Consider the following 17,905-nt stretch of genomic DNA (forward strand, 5'->3'; position numbering starts at 1 on the left):
TCTTGTAAAGTCGGTTCGGTGAGAGAGAGAATTTCCGGATCTTCATCTAAAGAAATAACTTCATGTACAACTGTTGGTTCCTCTATCTCTTCCGTAGGACTCTCAATATCAATAACGGAATTTTCTGAGATGATTGTTGTCATGGCTGCTTGGTTTTCTGCAAACGAAAAATCTTCTTGAAGAACACCGTTTTCACATCGGAATACTTTTCCTGGAAAATGTTTTATTAGGTCATATTGGTGAGTGGCGATAACGACAGTCTTGCCACTATCGCAGATGTCTTTCAATAGTTCAACCAATCGATAGGAAGTTTCCGGGTCAATGTTTCCGGTAGGCTCGTCAGCCAGGATGATAGGAGGGGCATTTAGCAATGCTCGGGCAAGTACGATGCGTTGTTGTTCACCGCCGGACAATTGGTGTGGGAATTTATCTCGTTTGTCAGGAAGTTCGACTTTATCCAACACTTCGTTTATCCTTTCCTTGATTGCTTTCTTATCTTTCCAGCCTGTGGCTTTCAGCACGAATTCCAAGTTTGCGTAAACATTCCGGTCTGTCAGTAATTTAAAATCCTGGAACACGATCCCGCATTTGCGTCGTAAGTAAGCAATTTGTGATTTCTTGATCTTACTCAGTTGGTAACCGGCAACTTCTCCTTTACCGTAAATAAGGGGGAGTTCGGCATATAATGTTTTGAGCAAAGACGTTTTTCCGCTCCCGACTTTACCGATCAGGTAAACGAATTCACCTTCTTTGATCTCTAGGGATACATCTTTGAGAATCGTGTTTTTTTGTTGCCGGATGACGGCGTTTTCCAGTTTTATAATTGCTTCCACCTTATTAATTTTAGATTTAATGATTTTGGATTTTAGATTCCAACCGCACAAGGTCACCGTTTTGTAATCACTGAATCTTTTCAATTTTCCATTTATAGTTCCTTTAGTCCTTTGATGTTTGCTTCCGGATCGGGAGAGTTGAAAACGAAACTACCTGCTACCAGGGCATCGGCTCCGGCATTTACCAAGCGTTTTCCGGTTTCGAAATTAACCCCGCCGTCAATCTCGATAAGGGTATGGGAGTTGGATTCCATAATCAATTTCTTCAGTTTGTCAACTTTATTGATAGTCTGTTCAATGAAAGTCTGTCCCCCGAATCCCGGATTAACACTCATTAATAAAACAACATCAATATCCTCGATAACATCTTCCAATAGAGAGACCGGGGTATGTGGGTTCAGTGAAACCCCGGCTTTCATGCCCTGTGCTTTTATTTGCTGGATAGTGCGGTGCAGGTGAGTACACGCTTCGTAATGCACGGTTAATATGTCTGCTCCGGCTTTATGAAAAGCCTCCACGTAACGTTCCGGTTGCACAATCATTAAATGTACATCCAGTGGTTTCGTGGCCATTTTCTTTATCTGGGAAACTACTGGAAGTCCGTAAGATATATTAGGGACGAATACGCCATCCATGATATCCAAGTGAAACCAATCGGCTTGGCTATGGTTGACCATTTCAATATCTTTTGATAGATGCAGAAAATCTGCAGATAATAGCGAGGGAGAAACAATAACGCTCATTTTAAAGAGTTTAAAATTTAGAATTTAAATTATTTGTACCAGCTAGCATACATGGAATAGGAATTCACGATTCTTTCCACTTCGTCACGTAAGAGTTCCGGACCCATTTGTTTCAATTTTTTAGCGGGAGCCCCGGCATATACCCAACCGGATTCAACAACAGTACCTTTCGTCACCACACTACCGGCTGCTACGATGGAATTACTTTCAATGACAGCGTTGTCAAGAACGATAGCTCCCATGCCGATCAGTACGTTATCATGAATCGTGCATCCGTGAACCACGGCATTGTGGGCGATAGAAACGTTATTCCCGATATTGGTCGGAGATTTTTGATAGGTAGCGTGTATTGTTGCGTTATCTTGAATGTTTACTTTGTTGCCTATTTTAATATAATGTACATCACCTCTCAGAACAGCTCCGTACCATATACTACAATCGTCACCCATCTCCACGTCGCCAATAACAGCGGCATTTTCAGCTAAAAAACAATTCTTACCGAATTTCGGCGTGTGTCCATTTAATTCTCTGATTATTGCCATAATATAATTGAAAATTGAGAGTTGAAAAATGGAAAATGAAATTCAATTTTCAACTTCCCGGTTTGTAAACTAATTTAACGTGTCGAAATTACGAAATATATGGCAGAAAACAAGAGGGGATGGTCTTTTTAAAGATTTCATTCTTGAGGCTGGAAAAATTTCTCTGATTTTTTTTGCTTTTAGAAAAAAGGTGTTACTTTTGCATCGCAGTTGGGAATAACCCACGCTAGAGTTCTTAATTGGAATAGTAAATGCGAAAATAGCTCAGTTGGTAGAGCATAACCTTGCCAAGGTTAGGGTCGCGGGTTCGAGTCCCGTTTTTCGCTCGCTTTTAAATGCGAAAGTAGCTCAGTTGGTAGAGCACGACCTTCCCAAGGTCGGGGTCGCGGGTTCGAGCCCCGTTTTTCGCTCGTCGCTTGAAACGTGTCAATTATTTGGCACGTTTTTTTTTATTCAATTCATATTCCGATTCCCTGTTTGGGCGCATGGTAAAAAAGGATAGGATAGTGTTTCAAAAAGTGTGTAAATTCCTTCTTTTCTCATGACTGCAAAATTATAAATAGTTCAATAAAATAATCTTGATTCTAAAAAACGATAAGATTTTTATTCGTAAATTGTGTGTGAAAATTTTTCTATATAGTTGCAATATGGAAAATAGTTGAAATAAAGGATTTGATTTTTCACAGAATTATTAATATAAATAGCTTATTTATGAAAAAAATCATTTGTATTGCTTTTTTATTATTCAATTGTTCAAATGCAATAAGTGATAATAAAAAAACTCATGGATTAGGTGTTCCGTTGACTAGTAATGAAATGAATGCTATAAGTAAAATCAAAGAAATGGTTTTAGAATTTATAGGAAAGAGTAGGACGATAGAACCTCCATTTTCTTTTACCGCAATTTTAAACATAGATAGCACAGATGTTACGTTATTACCATATTACGATTTTGATACTGCAATTTTTTACAAGGATCCTTCTCCAGAAAAAATACTGGAAAGTCTTGTCGTGTCAAATGACTTGTATTTTGCCATTTCAAAAGATGGATGTTTAGAGTATAGTATGCTAGCGAAAAGAAAAGAAGATGCTTGGATTTTAAGTAGATTTTCAGAAAATTGGGGGGATATTATAAAATGGTTTCCAGAGAGGTTACGAGAGGCTGATTCAAAAGATTTTAAAATATTTCGTGTGGGGGGAGTAGAGTATTTTCTTTATTACAAAAAAGGAAAACCAATTTATTCAACTAATATAGGTAAAGAAATTTCTGAAGAAATATTATGTGAGACTATATTAGAATCAATAAATAGAGCGGTTGAAAATAAAAAGTATTTGGATAGTCTTGGTATGAATTTTTAGACTGACAAAGGAGGGACAAAACTTTATGTTTAAACATCCCTCCTGAAGTCTATTTTAGATCTGTTCTCCAATGCATGAAAGAGTTGATCTTTTTATTCATGGAAGTCAACAAATACTCGTCCCTCCCTGATTTTCTTACAATAGTCGCTGACTTTCATGTGTTCCGGATGAACTTTATAACGGGCGAGCGCTTCGGCATCGGCAAAAGTGGAGATTAGGACCGCATCGTATGCCATATCGGATTCCTTTTCATTGATTCCGACCTGTAATGATATGATTTCCGGAACGATCCCGACCAGTCTTTCCAAGCTTTCTTTCATGATTAATGCGTTCTCTGCTTTTGTTTTTCCCTCGGCAAACTCCTTGAGTTTCCACATGACAATATGTTTTAGCATACTTTTTGATTTTAAATAATACGTTGCAAAAGTAGTCTTTTATAAAAAATAAAACTAATTTTGGATGCAAGGGAGGATCAGATGGGGGGATTGAAAAATAAATGTAAAACAAACGAGTTATGGTGGAGAAGGCCAAAAAATCAAAAGCGTCAAAAGATCAGACTGCTACAGATATAAATTTCAAGTTCAAGAGTATTCGCACAAGTTGTAGCGAGGTAATTGATTTTACCGGAAACAAGCATTATCGTACGGTTTTCCGCTTGAACGAGGTCGAAACTTTGTTCGTGGATACGGAAGTGATAAATAAACAGTTTGATGAAAAAGCTTGGGATGCGGAGATTGTGGCGGCTTTGATATATATGCATGGAGAGCAACCTGTACTGGTGGCACAAAAAGGAGGAAAAGTTACCATCCCCGAAACGGAGTCTGTTTTTCAATTTTCAACTGCTTTTTCTGTCGAGGACTTTACAGACTTTAGGTTTCAAGAAGGAGCTTATCGGGTACAGGTGATGATAAACGGGCAAGCCGGGGTGTCGGATGAAATCCATTTGTTGGAACCGCATGATTTGTTCCGGGATTATTTTCAATTGTTGGACATTGGGTTTGACAAATGTGTGGAGGAAGCTCCTGATGTGCAGCGTCCTCACTCGTATCAGGCCTTTGCAGCCAAAGGATTGGAAGACGTTCGGTTCTATCTGGTGGCAGAGAATTTTTTATCGAGTGAATGGACGTATGAATTTTTGATTAATGTGTTTGACGCTAACGGAATACTAAAAGCTAATCGAGTAGCTAAAGGGAATTATTACATTCCGAACCGGGAAGGAAAGCGTTTGCTTTGTTTTGCCTTGGATTTAGGGGCAGGATTGAGTAATTTTTGGGAAGAAGGGAAATATAGGGTTGAAGTATTGTGTTTTGATCAGCCTGTGATTCAATTGGAGTTTTCGATTGGGGAGCAGGATTTACCCTACAATTTTACCGACGAAATTGCCGGAATCAACGGGCAGGTACATGAAGTAGCGGGAGAACCTTCAACTCCACAAGATAAGGAAGAGGCTCTATCCCGTTTGTATCAGTTAGTGGGATTGCGTAAAGTGAAAGAGGAAATTACCCGGATGTACGAGTTGGCAGAATTCGTGAAAATGCGACAAGAGAACGGTTTTAACGATAAACTTCCGGTTTTGAATATGATCCTTATGGGGAATCCGGGAACAGGTAAACATTTGGTTACCGAGATCACGGGAGAGATGTTTTACCGTTTGGGAGTACTATCAAATGGTAAAGTGCATCGGTATAAGAGAGAGGATTTTACCCGTCCGGGAGTGATCGCGGAAGAACAGTTGATTCGGGAGGCTATCACGAAGAGTATCGGAGGTATTCTGTTGATTGAGGATGCAGATGAATTGTACCCGACAAATGACCCGAATGATCCGGCCATGCGTATTTTTACCGTGTTGTTGGGAATTTTGGAGCAAGAGCAACCTTCTTTGTTGGTTGTCATGGTGGGAGATGTGATGGCTTTGCAGGCAATTACAGAAGGAATTCCCGGTGTGAAGAAATGTTTCCCTTACCAATTTGTATTTGATGATTATTCGGCAGAGGAATTGATGGAAATTACTCATCAAATGTTGGAGAAGCGACAATTTAAGTTTACCCCGGAGGCTGAGGATAAGTTCTCCGATATGTTGAAGGATTGTTGTTCCGTGAGGGAATCCGGCTTTTCCAATGGTCGGTTTATAGAAGAGCGACTGGATGATGCTTCGACACGGATGGCCAAGCGATTGATGGCAAATCACAAGGGCACACATACAAAGGAAGATATGATGTTGATTCAGGTGGGAGACATCGAAACGCTGGAACAACCGGATCCGAGTAAATCCGTTGATGCATTGAATGAGATGATTGGATCTAAAGAGTTAAAAAACAGCTTGATTAGCTATATTAATTATATCTATTTTATCCGGGAAAGACAAAAGCATGGTTACGCGGATGTGATTCCGCCTTTGCATATGCTGTTCACCGGGAATCGGGGGACAGGGAAAACGACTGTGGCCCGAATGCTTGGGGAGATATTCGAGTCGGCCGGGATTCTGGAAAGTTCTATGGTGACCGTCAGGAGCAGGGGGGAAATTATTGGTGATGGTTCCATTCCTCCACAACAGATTGCCATGTATATTTTCGAACAGGCAAGAGGGGGTATTCTTTTCTTGGAAGATGCTCACACCTTGTTTCAAGATAATGTGGGGGCTGCGGCATTGAGTGTCATTTTTGGGCAATTGTCACCTACCGATAATGGAGATACCATTGTTATATTGAGTGGTGACCCGGAAGCGATGGATAAAGCTCTGGCCGGAAATCCGAGAGTGAAGTCTCTTTTCCCGTATCATTTCCATTTTTCCGATTACACGCCGGAAGAGTTATTGGAAATAGCGATTCAGAAGGTGGCAGAGAAGAATTATACCCTGCATCCGAAAGCGAAAGAGGCATTTAAAAACTTGGTATCCCAAGTATGTAACGAGCATGATAAATTCTTTGGAAATGCTTTATTTGTCGAGAAGATGGTGGATAAAGCCATTCACAACCTATCTGCTCGAACCATGAAGATCAGGAAGGAGCGGGAACTTACCCGAAAGGAGATCACGACATTGATGGCCGTGGATATTCCGACGGCAACTTCCGAGCTACCCAATTCTTATAAAGATACCTTCGACGAGAAAGAGATTGCCTCAGCTTTGAAGGATCTGGATCATATGGTGGGACAGACGAAACTCAAAAAACAGATTCATGATTTCGTGGATTTGGCTCGTCATTATAATCAACAAGGGACGAAACTGAATACCCGTGTATCATTACAATGGTGCTTTACCGGGAACTCCGGAATGGGAAAAGGAACGGTTGCCCGGATTATAGCCCGTATTTATAAAGCTATGGGGATTATAGATAAAAGTGAGGTTACAAGTTTTAAAGTAGAACGTTTACTCGGGTTGACCGAGGAAGATGCTATACAAAGTATCGGTATGGCTCTATTACAATCGAAAGGAGGGTTATTTTTCTTCGATGAAGATTCCAGTAGTCTGAATGAAGTTTCCGGTTTCCGGGATCGGGTAAGGGCGATTCTTGTGAATCAGTTGGCAACACAACCGGGGGCTTATAACGTGATATACGCGAAACAAGATCCTCCCCGTCAGATTATCAATGACGAGGTTGAAAAGGTTTCTGACATGATTAATATTCTTGTTTTTGAGGATTATACGGCTGATCAGTTAATGGAAATATTGAAACGTGATCTTGCCACGGATAATACCCGGATGACGAGAACGGCTCAACAACACATGGAACAATTTATCTCTTATATTGTTGCGAATAAAAAACGTAGTCATGCCAGTGCCCGGTTAATCAAATTGGTTGCAGAGATGATGATTCGGAATCGGGTACAGCGCTTGGCCCAGAATAAGAAAGCGAATGACGTGGATGTGAAACATTCGGTCACGAAACAGGATGTTGAAATGTTCACGCCTGCCATGTTGGATAGTATGACATCAGAAAGGAATACAATCGGGTACAAGCAATGAATCGCAGAATACTTCATCTTGCTATTCCTTCTATCGTGTCTAATATTACCGTTCCTTTGTTAGGATTGGTGGACGTGACGATTGTGGGACATTTAGGGGCGACAGCCTATATTGGTGCCATCGCGGTGGGAGGATTGTTATTTAATATTCTTTACTGGAATTTCGGTTTTCTACGAATGGGAACCAGTGGGCTGACTTCACAAGCATACGGTCGGAAAGATAAAGATGCTGAAATACGGGTACTTGTGCAGGCGGTGAGTGTCGGTTTATTTTCAGCCTTAGCCATGTTGATTCTGCAATACCCGATAGAACGACTGGCTTTTCGACTATTGGATACAAGTGCGGAGGTGGAACAATACGCGGTCACTTATTTTAGAATTTGTATTTGGGGGGCCCCGGCGGTGTTGGCACAATACGGATTCACGGGGTGGTTTATCGGAATGCAGAATTCCCGTTACCCGATGTATATTGCCATTGTGATGAACGTGATTAATATCGTGTGTAGTTCCTGTTTTGTCTTTTTGTTCGGGATGAAGGTGGAAGGTGTGGCTTTGGGGACAGTTGTTGCGCAATATTCAGGAGTGATGATGGCTTGGTGGCTTTGGTTTTATAATTACAAAGAACTGCGGGGACGGATCACGTTTAGAGGAAGTCTTCAATTGATAGCTATGCGGCGTTTTTTTGCCGTGAACCGGGATATATTTCTTCGGACACTTTGCTTGATCGGAGTGACAACATTCTTTACTTCAACAGGAGCCCGTCAAGGAGATGTAATTCTGGCTGTTAATACATTGCTCATGCAGTTGTTTACCTTGTTTTCCTATATCATGGACGGTTTTGCATATGCGGGGGAAGCTCTGTCGGGGCGTTACGTGGGAGCCTGTAATTTGGTACAATTGAAACGGGCGGTGAAGGCATTGTTCGGCTGGGGAGTCGGTTTATCATTGGTTTTCACGTTATTGTACGGGATAGGAGGAGAGAATTTCTTGGGATTGTTAACGAATGACACGGTCGTGATAGAGACTGCCGGGCATTATTTTTACTGGGTGCTTGCTATTCCGCTAGCGGGATTTGCTGCCTTTCTGTGGGATGGAATTCTGATTGGTGCCACGGCTACCCGTTTTATGTTATGGGCCATGCTGGTGGCTTCCGGTAGTTTTTTTGTGATCTATTATTGTTTTTCCGGGGCTACGAATAATCATATGTTATGGTTGGCTTTCTTGGTTTACCTTGCGTTACGCGGGGTTATGCAGACTTTATGGAGCCGAAAGGTGTTCACATTAAAATATCTCCAAAGTCTGAGATCATAAATTGAAGATCGGATAGGTTTATTTGCCCGCTTTTTATTATATTCGCGGTGCAAATACGTGTAGTTGAAAATAAACAAATAAAACACATGGCTATAGTATTCTATCAAAAAGATGCAACAGTGTATGCCGTACACTATAAAGAATCGGAAAATCCTTTAGATGTAAGTAAGTTAGAATGGTTATTCAGTGGGGCTAAGAAAGTTCAAAGCGATTCACTGGAAAGCTTTTTCGTGGGACCTCGTCGGGAAATGATTACCCCGTGGAGTACTAATGCCGTGGAGATTACTCAGAATATGGGTATTTCCGGTATCTTGCGGATAGAGGAGTTTACTCGTGTGGAAGATGAAAAAGCGGCTTTTGACCCGATGCTTCAAGCATTTTACAAGGGCCTGAATCAAGATACGTTTACCATTGACAAGAAACCGGACCCGATCGTGTATATCGAGGATATCCGGGCATATAACCAACAGGAGGGATTGGCGCTGAATGAAGATGAAATCTCTTACCTGGAAGGTCTGAGTAAGAAATTAAACCGTCGGTTGACAGATTCCGAGGTGTTTGGTTTTTCACAAGTGAATTCCGAGCATTGCCGTCATAAGATTTTCGGAGGTACATTTATTATTGATGGGGAAGAACAGGAAGAGTCTTTGTTCTCCATGATCAAGAAAACTTCCCGAACGAACCCGAACCGGATTGTTTCGGCCTACAAAGATAACTGCGCTTTCATTGAAGGACCGGCCACGGTGCAGTTTGCCCCGGCAACACCGGACAAACCGGATTTCTACACGCAAAAAGATATTAACACGGTTATTTCATTGAAAGCGGAAACTCATAACTTCCCGACCACGGTAGAGCCTTTTAACGGGGCCGCAACCGGTTCCGGAGGTGAGATCCGTGACCGTATAGCCGGGGGACAAGCATCACTTCCGTTGGCAGGCACGGCCGTTTACATGACATCATATCCGCGCTTGGAGGCAGGTCGTCCTTGGGAATCGGCTATTGATCCTCGGAAATGGTTATACCAGACTCCGGAAGATATTCTGATCAAGGCTTCTAACGGGGCATCTGACTTTGGAAATAAATTCGGACAACCCCTTATCGTGGGTTCCGTGTTCACGTTCGAGCATGAGGAACACGAAAAGACGTATGGTTACGATAAAGTAATCATGCAGGCAGGTGGTATCGGTTTTGGTAATAAAGAACAAGCCATGAAAAAGACCCCGGAGGTTGGCGAACAGGTTGTTTTGCTAGGAGGGGATAATTACCGCATCGGAATGGGTGGTGGGGCCGTTTCTTCCGTGGATACGGGAGTATATGCCAACGCTATCGAGTTGAATGCGGTGCAACGTTCCAATCCGGAAATGCAAAGACGGGTATGTAACGCCATCCGGTCTATGGCCGAGAGCGATGTAAACCCGATTGTTTCTATTCACGACCACGGGGCAGGAGGACATTTGAACTGCTTGTCCGAGCTGGTGGAGGAAACAGGTGGATTGATTCACTTGGAGAAATTGCCTGTCGGTGATCCGACTCTTTCCGACAAAGAGATCGTGGGAAATGAATCCCAAGAACGGATGGGCCTTGTGATGAAAGCAAAGGACGTGGAAACCTTGCAGCGTGTGGCTGATCGGGAACGGGCTCCGATGTACGTGATCGGGGAGACCACGGGAGATCATCGTTTCGTGTTTGAAGATGCCAGAACCGGAGAGAAACCCATTGATCTGGAGATGACGGATATGTTCGGAAATCCCCCGAAAACAGTGATGGAGGATAAAACCAAAAGAGAACATTTCGCCGATGTTGAATATAGTGAAGATAAAGTTGAAGAATATATCGAGCAAGTTTTGCAGCTTGAGGCTGTTGCTTGTAAGGATTGGTTGACAAGTAAAGTTGACCGTTCTATTACCGGTCGTGTGGCCCGTCAGCAATGCGCCGGACCTTTACAGTTACCTTTGAATGACTTGGGTGCCATGGCTCTCGATTATCGAGGAGAAAGAGGTATTGCCACGTCCATCGGGCACGCTCCGGTAGCGGCATTGGCAAACCCGGCTTGCGGTTCGAGATTGGCTATTGCAGAGGCCTTGACGAATTTGGTCTGGGCTCCTATCGAACAGGGAATTAAAGGTGTTTCTTTGTCTGCTAACTGGATGTGGCCTTGTAAAAATGCCGGTGAAGATGCCCGTTTATATAAAGCCGTACAAGCTGCCAGTGATTTTGCCATCGAGTTGGGAATTAATATCCCGACGGGGAAAGACTCTCTTTCCATGACGCAAAAGTATGGTAAGGATAAGGTGTACGCCCCGGGAACCGTGATTATTTCTACAGTGGGTGAGGTTACCGATGTGAAGAAGATTGTTTCTCCGGTACTGAAACCGGATCAGGATTCTGAAATTGTGTATATCGATTTCTCTTTTGATAAATTGCAATTGGGAGGTTCCAGTTTTGCTCAAGTGTTGAACCGGGTAGGTAAAGAGACCCCGGATGTAAAGGATGCCGATTATTTCGTGAATGCTTTCATGGCAATACAGCGTTTGGTTGAGGAAGGGTATGTTTTAGCCGGACACGATATTTCTGCCGGAGGTATGATCACGGCTTTGTTGGAAATGTGTTTTGCCGATAATCGCTTGGGATTGGATATTGATTTTTCTTACCTAGCTGAAAAGGACATCGTGAAGATCTTGTTCGCGGAGAATCCGGGTGTACTAGTACAGATTAAGGATTGCAAGAAGGTTGCCGCTATCTTGGATGAAGCGGGAGTGGCTTACAATTTCTTGGGACGCTTGGGTAAGGCCGGAAAGTTGAATATCAAGAAAGACGGTAAAAACTTCCATTTGGATATTCCGTCATTAAGAGACTTGTGGTTTAAGACATCTTATTTGCTGGATCGTCGTCAGAGTGGCAATGAGCTGGCCCTTGAAAGATATAAAAACTATAAGAATCATGATCTGAAATACAAGTTTGCACCTTCATTCAGCGGTAAGCTTTCCCAATATGGATTGGATGTTAACCGTGTTAAACCTTCGGGTATAAAAGCTGCCGTTATCCGGGAGAAAGGATGTCAGTGCGAGCGGGAAACGGCATGGGCGATGCACTTGGCCGGTTTTGACGTGAAGGATGTTCACATGACAGACCTTGTTTCCGGAAGAGAGACTTTGGAAGACGTGAACTTTATCGTGTTTGTTGGTGGGTTCTCGAACTCGGACGTGCTTGGTTCTGCTAAAGGATGGGCCGGAGCTTTCAAATATAACGAAAAGGCTCGGGTGGCTTTGGAAAACTTCTATAAACGTGAAGATACTTTGAGCTTGGGTATTTGTAACGGTTGCCAGTTGATGGTTGAGCTAGACTTGGTCTACCCGGAACATGGTGAAAAGGCAAAGATGTTGCATAATGCATCCCACAAACTGGAATCCGCATTCTTGAGCGTGGATGTCGTGGAGAGCAATTCCGTGTTGTTGAAGTCATTAGTCGGATCTCGTTTGGGAATCTGGGTGGCTCACGGAGAGGGACAATTCCAATTACCTTACGGACAGGAAGAATATAATATTCCACTTCGATACAGCCATGACACTTACCCGGCGAATCCGAATGGATCACCTTTTGCCACGGCAGCTATTTGTAGTAAAGACGGGCGTCACTTGGCAATGATGCCTCACTTGGAACGTTCTCTTCACCCGTGGAACTGGGCATATTATGCCGAGGATCGGAAGGAAGATGAAGTCAGCCCGTGGATTGAAGCGTTTGTAAATGCCCGTTTGTGGATTGAAGAGCATAAATAATATAAGGAACTTATATATGAATTTACAGGAAACCAACTCCCTCCCGGCTTCGCCGTACTCCCTCTATAAACAGAGGGAGAGTTGAAAATACTCCCTTTCTTCGGGAAGAATCACCAGCTCCTCCTCTGTTCATAGAGGAGGTGGCACGAAGTGACGGAGGAGTTTGAGAATGAAAACAAGCATTACCTTAATAGACTGTAAAGTGGTATATAATTACCTAATATAAATCTTGGGAATCAAAATAAAAGAAGACAACCCCAAAGCCTTGTTTAAATGGCTTTGGGGTTGTCTTCTTTTATTTCATACTTCCTTGCATGAAGAGGATTTCTCGAATTTATATGTACTTTTTTAGATCAACTATCTCGGTATAAGATGGTTATCAGACAACAAGCACTTCGCTACTCTTATAATACGCTGTTACTCTATTGTTTGGCTAGGTCTTCTCCGTACTTTCTCCGTGCTTTCTCCGTGTCACTAGCGAGTGATCGCCGGAGGAAATACATTTGAACACGGTACAAATCGAGACGGAGACATATAGGAACATCGAAGGAATATTAGCATGATCTGGAGGTAATCAAACAACGACAAGATTTTGTTCAACAAAATTTAAACAAACTCTAAATAAAATGATATATTTGTGAAAGTAGATATAAATTTCTCGATCATGGTTACAGAAATGTCTTTCGTTAGGATTTTCTTTTTATGGAGTATGTTATTGTCGGTTATTTGTATCGATGGATTTGCCCAGTCCACAAAACAAGAGTCGGAAGACCAGGTGATGCCCCGGTTGGTTGGGCGTCATTATCAAAGGCAGGAAAATATTTCGGGGAAAGAAATATTGGTAGAGGGGTATGTACGGCATTTGTATGCGGATTCTATCACGAAAACTATTTCCGTGCAATTGGACCGGTTTTCAAGGAAAGGGGTTCCACAAGGTTCGGGAATACTATTTGTTTGGGACCCGGAAAAGGAACGATCCTTGTGGCATTGTAAAATTAATAGTGATATTGAGAATCTCAGTCCTGTTCAGAACGTGTTATTTTTGACGTCCAACTTCAAGACCCGGTGTTTTGACCGAAGGAGTGGAAAGGAACATTGGAATGATAGAGGTTGCATTAGTTACGTGGATCAGAAATTGGGCGTGGGGATAAGATGTAAAGATAATTTGGGGAGTACGGAGGTTTCGAAACTGGAAGGGATCAACTTGTATAATGGGAAGAAAATATGGGAAAGGAAGATCTTTTCCCAACAAGGATGGGCGGATATGTTACCCTTGAATGATTCGGTTATTCTCCTGCTTTCAGATGCCTTGTATGCGCTTAACATGAAAAACGGGGAAGGATGGAGGCATGAGATCTTTTTAAAAGAATTACCTTTCCCTAAAGCTGAAAAGGAATTTATGCAAAGGTTTACCTCGAATATTCTCATTGAAAAAGAGAAAATATATATAGCATCATGTGATCGTTTGTTTTGTTTGGATCACATGGGAAAAGTGCTTTGGTTACAAGGGCTGTCCCGAAAAATAACCGGAGAATCCCAGATATTTACAATGGACAGTTCGCTTTACATGGTAAACTACGGAAGTGGTCTCGTTAAAGGCACGATAACGAAAAAATGGGGGATTCCTTATATCGCTAAGTTCAATCAAAATACGGGACTTCAAGAAGCGTTTTCCTCATTCCCAACTACTTTGGGAATTGTAAATCACGTACAAGTGTCCAAAGATACTTTGTATATATTATTTGACCAGCATCTGATAAAATTGTCCTCGTCGGATTTGGCTCAGGGAATTCAAGTAGAATTTTCTTTGGATAAAGATCGGGCAGGATATTTTGCCAGTAACCGGATATTTGTTTTGGAAGATTCTAAATACAAGACATTGCAGGAGATGGATAGTACTCAATGTTATATCCTTACCGGAAAACAAAATATATTGTGTGTCAAGGCGAATGCTCAGGGCGCAAGAATGTTATTGCCGAGCGAGTACAGTCTGTGTTACCTGACTTATCAGGGGTATTCTTTTCTTTCCCGTGGAGAGGAAACTATTGTAATTGCTCCTTCGGGAGAGTTATGGGCTCATTTACGAATCAGTAAAAATGCTGTACGCGTTGGGAATAAATTGTACGATGCCCAAGAAAACAAGATAACCATTGTTGATTTGGACGAGGTGATTCATTAATTTTTATTCAAGTTATAGTAAAAAGCCTGTTTTTTGATTATTATTCTTACTTTTGCCGAAGTGTAAAAAAGTACGATCAATATGGATTTGCTCAAGAAAAGAATCTTACAGGATGGAAAATGCTTTGAAGGTGGCATTTTAAAAGTGGATAGTTTTATTAATCACCAAATGGACCCGATTTTAATGAAGTCGATTGGGGTGGAATTTGTGCGTCGTTTCGCGAATAAGGATTTTAATAAAGTGATGACTATTGAGGCTAGCGGTATCGCTCCGGCAATCATGGTGGGGTATCTTTTGGAATTGCCCGTGGTCTTCGCCAAGAAAAAGCAACCGAAAACGATGGAAAATATGATTTCAACGACAGTACGATCTTTTACAAAAGACCGGGAATATAATGTTTGTATCAGTAAAGATTTCTTGAGTAAAGAGGATCGTGTGCTTTTTATTGATGACTTCCTTGCAAACGGGAATGCCGCGAATGGTATTATTGATTTGATTGACCAGGCGGGGGCACAACTTGTAGGCATGGGATTTATTATTGAAAAAGCTTTTCAACATGGGGGCGAAGTACTGAGAGAACGTGGGATTCACGTTGAATCCTTAGCTATTATAGATAGTCTGGATAATTGTCAGATAAAAATAAGATAATCCGGCATGAGTGAAACGACCAATCGTCAGGTTAGCTCGGCCATTATTTATGGAATAGAGGACCGTCCGCCTTTTAAAGAGGCTTTTTTTGCCGCGTTACAGCATTTATTAGCCATCTTTGTTGCTATTATAACTCCACCGTTAATTATTGCCGGGGCGTTGAACCTTGACTTGGAAACAACGGGTTTTCTCGTTTCGATGGCTCTTTTTGCCTCTGGTGTCTCTACTTTTATTCAGTGTAGACGGGTTGGACCTATCGGAACCGGGTTATTATGTATTCAAGGAACAAGTTTTTCGTTTATCGGCCCGATTATATCTACGGGATTGGCGGGTGGTTTGCCTCTGATATTCGGGGTGTGCATGGCAGGTTCAGTGGTTGAGATGCTGATAAGTAGGATTTTGAAATATGCCAAGAAAATCATTACCCCTCTAGTATCGGGAATTGTGGTAACATTAATCGGGATGAGTTTGGTGAAAGTAGGTATTACGGCTTGTGGTGGGGGTGTTATTGCTAAAGAAAACGGTACTTTCGGTAGTTTCGAGAATCTTGGATTGGCTTTATTGGTGTTAGTTTTGATCATCTTTTTTAACCGGAGTAATAATAAATATCTACGGATGAGTTCCATCGTGATCGGGTTAGTCGTGGGATATGTTGTCGCTTATTTCATGGGTATGATTGACTTCTCTTCTGTACAGAGTTATTCCGGGGTAAATATTCCTGTTCCTTTTAAATACGGGTTAGCTTTTAGTTGGTCATCATTTATTGCCGTCGGGTTGATTTACATGATTACTGCTATCGAGGCTTATGGTGATATTACGGCTAACTCCATGATTTCGGGGGAACCCGTGGAAGGAGAGAAGTTTATTAAACGGGCTTCCGGGGGAATCCTTGCCGATGGTTTCAATTCTTTCTTGGCAGGGGCATTTAATTCTTTCCCGAATTCAGTGTTTGCCCAGAATAACGGGATGATACAATTAACGGGAGTGGCCAGTCGTTACGTGGGATATTATATTGCTGCTTTTTTAGTGATACTGGGACTTTTTCCTGCTGTTGGGCTGGTATTCTCGTTAATGCCGGAACCGGTTCTGGGGGGAGCGACACTACTTATGTTCGGTACGGTTGCTGCTGCCGGAATCCGTATTATTGCCTCCCAGAATATAAATAGGAAAGCCACGCTGGTTATAGCATTAAGTTTCTCCTTGGGATTAAGTGTCGAATTCATTCCGGAAATATTGAACAGTTGTTCCGATACCATTAAAAATATATTCTCATCCGGGATTACGACGGGAGGTTTGACGGCAATTGTGTCGAATGTACTGATACACGTGAAAGAATAATCGTGAAAACAACCTTTAAGAGTTGATTCTTAAATTAGATTATAGCATAAAATGATAGGAATAGAAGAGATTTACCCTTTGGCTGTTGAATTTCGGCGTTATTTTCATCAACATCCGGAATTCGCCATGCAAGAAGTGGAGACGCAATGCTATATTGCGGAAGTACTGGAACAGAATGGAATCCCGTACCAAAAAGTGGGGACGGGATTAATTGCAACCGTGGGGAAAGGAGAGAAATGTATCGCGATTCGGGCTGATATGGATGCTCTGAAAGTCAAGGAAGAGACCGGATTACCCTATTGTTCTCAAAATGAAGGCATGATGCACGCTTGTGGACATGATATGCATATGGCTATGGTTTTAGGGGCAGCACTTGTTCTTAAATCCGGAGAAGACAAATTACAGGGAACAATAAAAATTGTTTTTCAACCCAGTGAAGAGAAACGTCCGGGAGGGGCTCGTCTATTACTTCCCGAACTTTTAAAAGACCCCGTTCCGCAAGCTATATTCGGACAACACGTTTTCCCGAACCTTCCGACCGGAACTGTCGGAATTCGTCCCGGGGCCTTTTTCGCCTCTTCAGATAATATTATTTTTTCCGTGGAAGGTAAAGGTACTCATGCGGCCATGCCACACATGGGTTCGGATCCCATATTGGCCACGGCTTGCTTGATACAATTTTACCAGACGTTAATTACTAAATTTCGAGATCCGTTGATCCCGGCGGTTCTTTCGATCACGTCTATCCATGGTGGCACGTGTAATAACGTAATTCCGGATCGGGTAGACGTGTTGGGAACAGTCCGGACGCATGACAACTCTTTACGATATAAGATATTTGAGTTAATCGAGGAAAAATCAAACTCCATTTGTGATTTATACGGTTGTACATTCCATTTGGATAAAACTTGGAATGGATTGCCCGTGTTGGTGAATGATAAGAGTTTGACAGAATTTGTGAAGAAAAATGCAACAGATTTACTGGGAGAACACAATGTGATCCCAATGGATCATCTTACCTTAGGAGAAGATTTTGCCATTTACTTGGAGAAAATTCCAGGAGTCTTCTGGGTCTTGGGTATTTGTCCGCCGGAACAGGAGAGTATGCCTCCACTTCACAATCCGAGAATGGCTCCCGACGAGAATGCTATGAAAGCGGGTATCGCACTAATGGTGGAAAATTGTGTCAGGATTTTGGGTTAATGAAATACTT

Annotated in this window: 11 protein-coding genes, 2 tRNA genes and 1 pseudogene; 10 read left to right on the forward strand and 4 right to left on the reverse strand. The window is 42.2% G+C overall.

What is annotated here, in order from left to right; genetic code table 11:
* Positions 1 to 194: 194 nt before the first annotated feature.
* The 3 genes and pseudogenes from F1644_RS00710 to F1644_RS00720 all read right to left on the reverse strand — a co-directional run.
* Positions 195 to 842: pseudogene (locus F1644_RS00710) on the reverse strand (cell division ATP-binding protein FtsE); the annotation flags it as partial.
* Positions 843 to 925: 83 nt separating this feature from the next.
* The gene (rpe, locus tag F1644_RS00715) at positions 926 to 1,576 is read right to left on the reverse strand and encodes a ribulose-phosphate 3-epimerase (RefSeq protein WP_118302418.1); all 651 of its coding nucleotides are present in this window, start codon (positions 1,574 to 1,576) and stop codon (positions 926 to 928) included.
* A 29-nt stretch (positions 1,577 to 1,605) separates the two neighbouring features.
* Positions 1,606 to 2,118 carry a gamma carbonic anhydrase family protein gene (locus F1644_RS00720; RefSeq protein ID WP_087420195.1) on the reverse strand — a complete coding sequence of 171 codons (513 nt, stop codon included), beginning with the start codon at positions 2,116 to 2,118 and terminating at the stop codon, positions 1,606 to 1,608.
* A 253-nt stretch (positions 2,119 to 2,371) separates the two neighbouring features.
* Between F1644_RS00720 and F1644_RS00725 the strand changes: the two genes are divergently transcribed.
* From F1644_RS00725 to F1644_RS00735, 3 genes are all read left to right on the forward strand, one after another.
* Positions 2,372 to 2,444, forward strand: a tRNA-Gly gene (locus F1644_RS00725).
* Between the two features lie 11 nt (positions 2,445 to 2,455).
* Positions 2,456 to 2,528, forward strand: a tRNA-Gly gene (locus tag F1644_RS00730).
* 301 nt (positions 2,529 to 2,829) lie between these two features.
* The gene (locus F1644_RS00735) at positions 2,830 to 3,477 is read left to right on the forward strand and encodes a hypothetical protein (RefSeq protein WP_118302416.1); all 648 of its coding nucleotides are present in this window, start codon (positions 2,830 to 2,832) and stop codon (positions 3,475 to 3,477) included.
* A 92-nt stretch (positions 3,478 to 3,569) separates the two neighbouring features.
* On the opposite strand, the gene F1644_RS00740 is transcribed toward F1644_RS00735, so the two are convergent.
* Positions 3,570 to 3,872 (reverse strand): Dabb family protein, encoded by a 303-nt coding sequence (locus F1644_RS00740; protein WP_118302414.1) that lies wholly within the window; start codon positions 3,870 to 3,872, stop codon positions 3,570 to 3,572.
* Positions 3,873 to 3,991: 119 nt separating this feature from the next.
* Here F1644_RS00740 and F1644_RS00745 point away from each other — a divergent pair, with 119 nt between their 5' ends.
* The 7 genes from F1644_RS00745 to F1644_RS00775 all read left to right on the forward strand — a co-directional run bounded on the left by F1644_RS00745 (position 3,992) and on the right by F1644_RS00775 (position 17,895).
* Positions 3,992 to 7,441 carry an AAA family ATPase gene (locus F1644_RS00745; protein WP_118302412.1) on the forward strand — a complete coding sequence of 1,150 codons (3,450 nt, stop codon included), beginning with the start codon at positions 3,992 to 3,994 and terminating at the stop codon, positions 7,439 to 7,441.
* Positions 7,438 to 8,751 carry an MATE family efflux transporter gene (locus F1644_RS00750; protein ID WP_087420201.1) on the forward strand — a complete coding sequence of 438 codons (1,314 nt, stop codon included), beginning with the start codon at positions 7,438 to 7,440 and terminating at the stop codon, positions 8,749 to 8,751. The genes F1644_RS00745 and F1644_RS00750 overlap by 4 nt, the downstream gene beginning before the upstream one ends.
* Before the next feature lie 86 nt (positions 8,752 to 8,837).
* A complete protein-coding gene (gene purL / locus F1644_RS00755; RefSeq protein ID WP_118302410.1) occupies positions 8,838 to 12,527 on the forward strand; it encodes a phosphoribosylformylglycinamidine synthase in 3,690 nt (1,229 codons plus the stop codon).
* Positions 12,528 to 13,164: 637 nt separating this feature from the next.
* Positions 13,165 to 14,706 (forward strand): PQQ-binding-like beta-propeller repeat protein, encoded by a 1,542-nt coding sequence (locus F1644_RS00760; RefSeq protein WP_147344485.1) that lies wholly within the window; start codon positions 13,165 to 13,167, stop codon positions 14,704 to 14,706.
* Between the two features lie 81 nt (positions 14,707 to 14,787).
* Complete coding sequence (xpt, locus tag F1644_RS00765) at positions 14,788 to 15,354, forward strand: xanthine phosphoribosyltransferase (RefSeq protein ID WP_087420204.1); 567 nt, start codon at positions 14,788 to 14,790, stop codon at positions 15,352 to 15,354.
* A 6-nt stretch (positions 15,355 to 15,360) separates the two neighbouring features.
* Positions 15,361 to 16,692, forward strand: a complete 1,332-nt coding sequence (locus F1644_RS00770; RefSeq protein WP_118302406.1) for a nucleobase:cation symporter-2 family protein — start codon at positions 15,361 to 15,363, stop codon at positions 16,690 to 16,692.
* Positions 16,693 to 16,743: 51 nt separating this feature from the next.
* The gene (locus F1644_RS00775) at positions 16,744 to 17,895 is read left to right on the forward strand and encodes a M20 metallopeptidase family protein (protein ID WP_209279500.1); all 1,152 of its coding nucleotides are present in this window, start codon (positions 16,744 to 16,746) and stop codon (positions 17,893 to 17,895) included.
* Positions 17,896 to 17,905 lie beyond the last annotated feature (10 nt).

Source organism: Butyricimonas paravirosa (genome assembly GCF_032878955.1).
Lineage (GTDB): Bacteria > Bacteroidota > Bacteroidia > Bacteroidales > Marinifilaceae > Butyricimonas > Butyricimonas paravirosa.

Coding starts and splice junctions, on each gene's coding strand:
- rpe (WP_118302418.1), bottom strand. CDS start 1,576: ATGAGCGTTATTGTTTCTCCCTCGCTATTATCTGCAGATTTTCTGCAT.
- F1644_RS00720 (WP_087420195.1), bottom strand. CDS start 2,118: ATGGCAATAATCAGAGAATTAAATGGACACACGCCGAAATTCGGTAAG.
- F1644_RS00735 (WP_118302416.1), top strand. CDS start 2,830: ATGAAAAAAATCATTTGTATTGCTTTTTTATTATTCAATTGTTCAAAT.
- F1644_RS00740 (WP_118302414.1), bottom strand. CDS start 3,872: ATGCTAAAACATATTGTCATGTGGAAACTCAAGGAGTTTGCCGAGGGA.
- F1644_RS00745 (WP_118302412.1), top strand. CDS start 3,992: ATGGTGGAGAAGGCCAAAAAATCAAAAGCGTCAAAAGATCAGACTGCT.
- F1644_RS00750 (WP_087420201.1), top strand. CDS start 7,438: ATGAATCGCAGAATACTTCATCTTGCTATTCCTTCTATCGTGTCTAAT.
- purL (WP_118302410.1), top strand. CDS start 8,838: ATGGCTATAGTATTCTATCAAAAAGATGCAACAGTGTATGCCGTACAC.
- xpt (WP_087420204.1), top strand. CDS start 14,788: ATGGATTTGCTCAAGAAAAGAATCTTACAGGATGGAAAATGCTTTGAA.
- F1644_RS00770 (WP_118302406.1), top strand. CDS start 15,361: ATGAGTGAAACGACCAATCGTCAGGTTAGCTCGGCCATTATTTATGGA.
- F1644_RS00775 (WP_209279500.1), top strand. CDS start 16,744: ATGATAGGAATAGAAGAGATTTACCCTTTGGCTGTTGAATTTCGGCGT.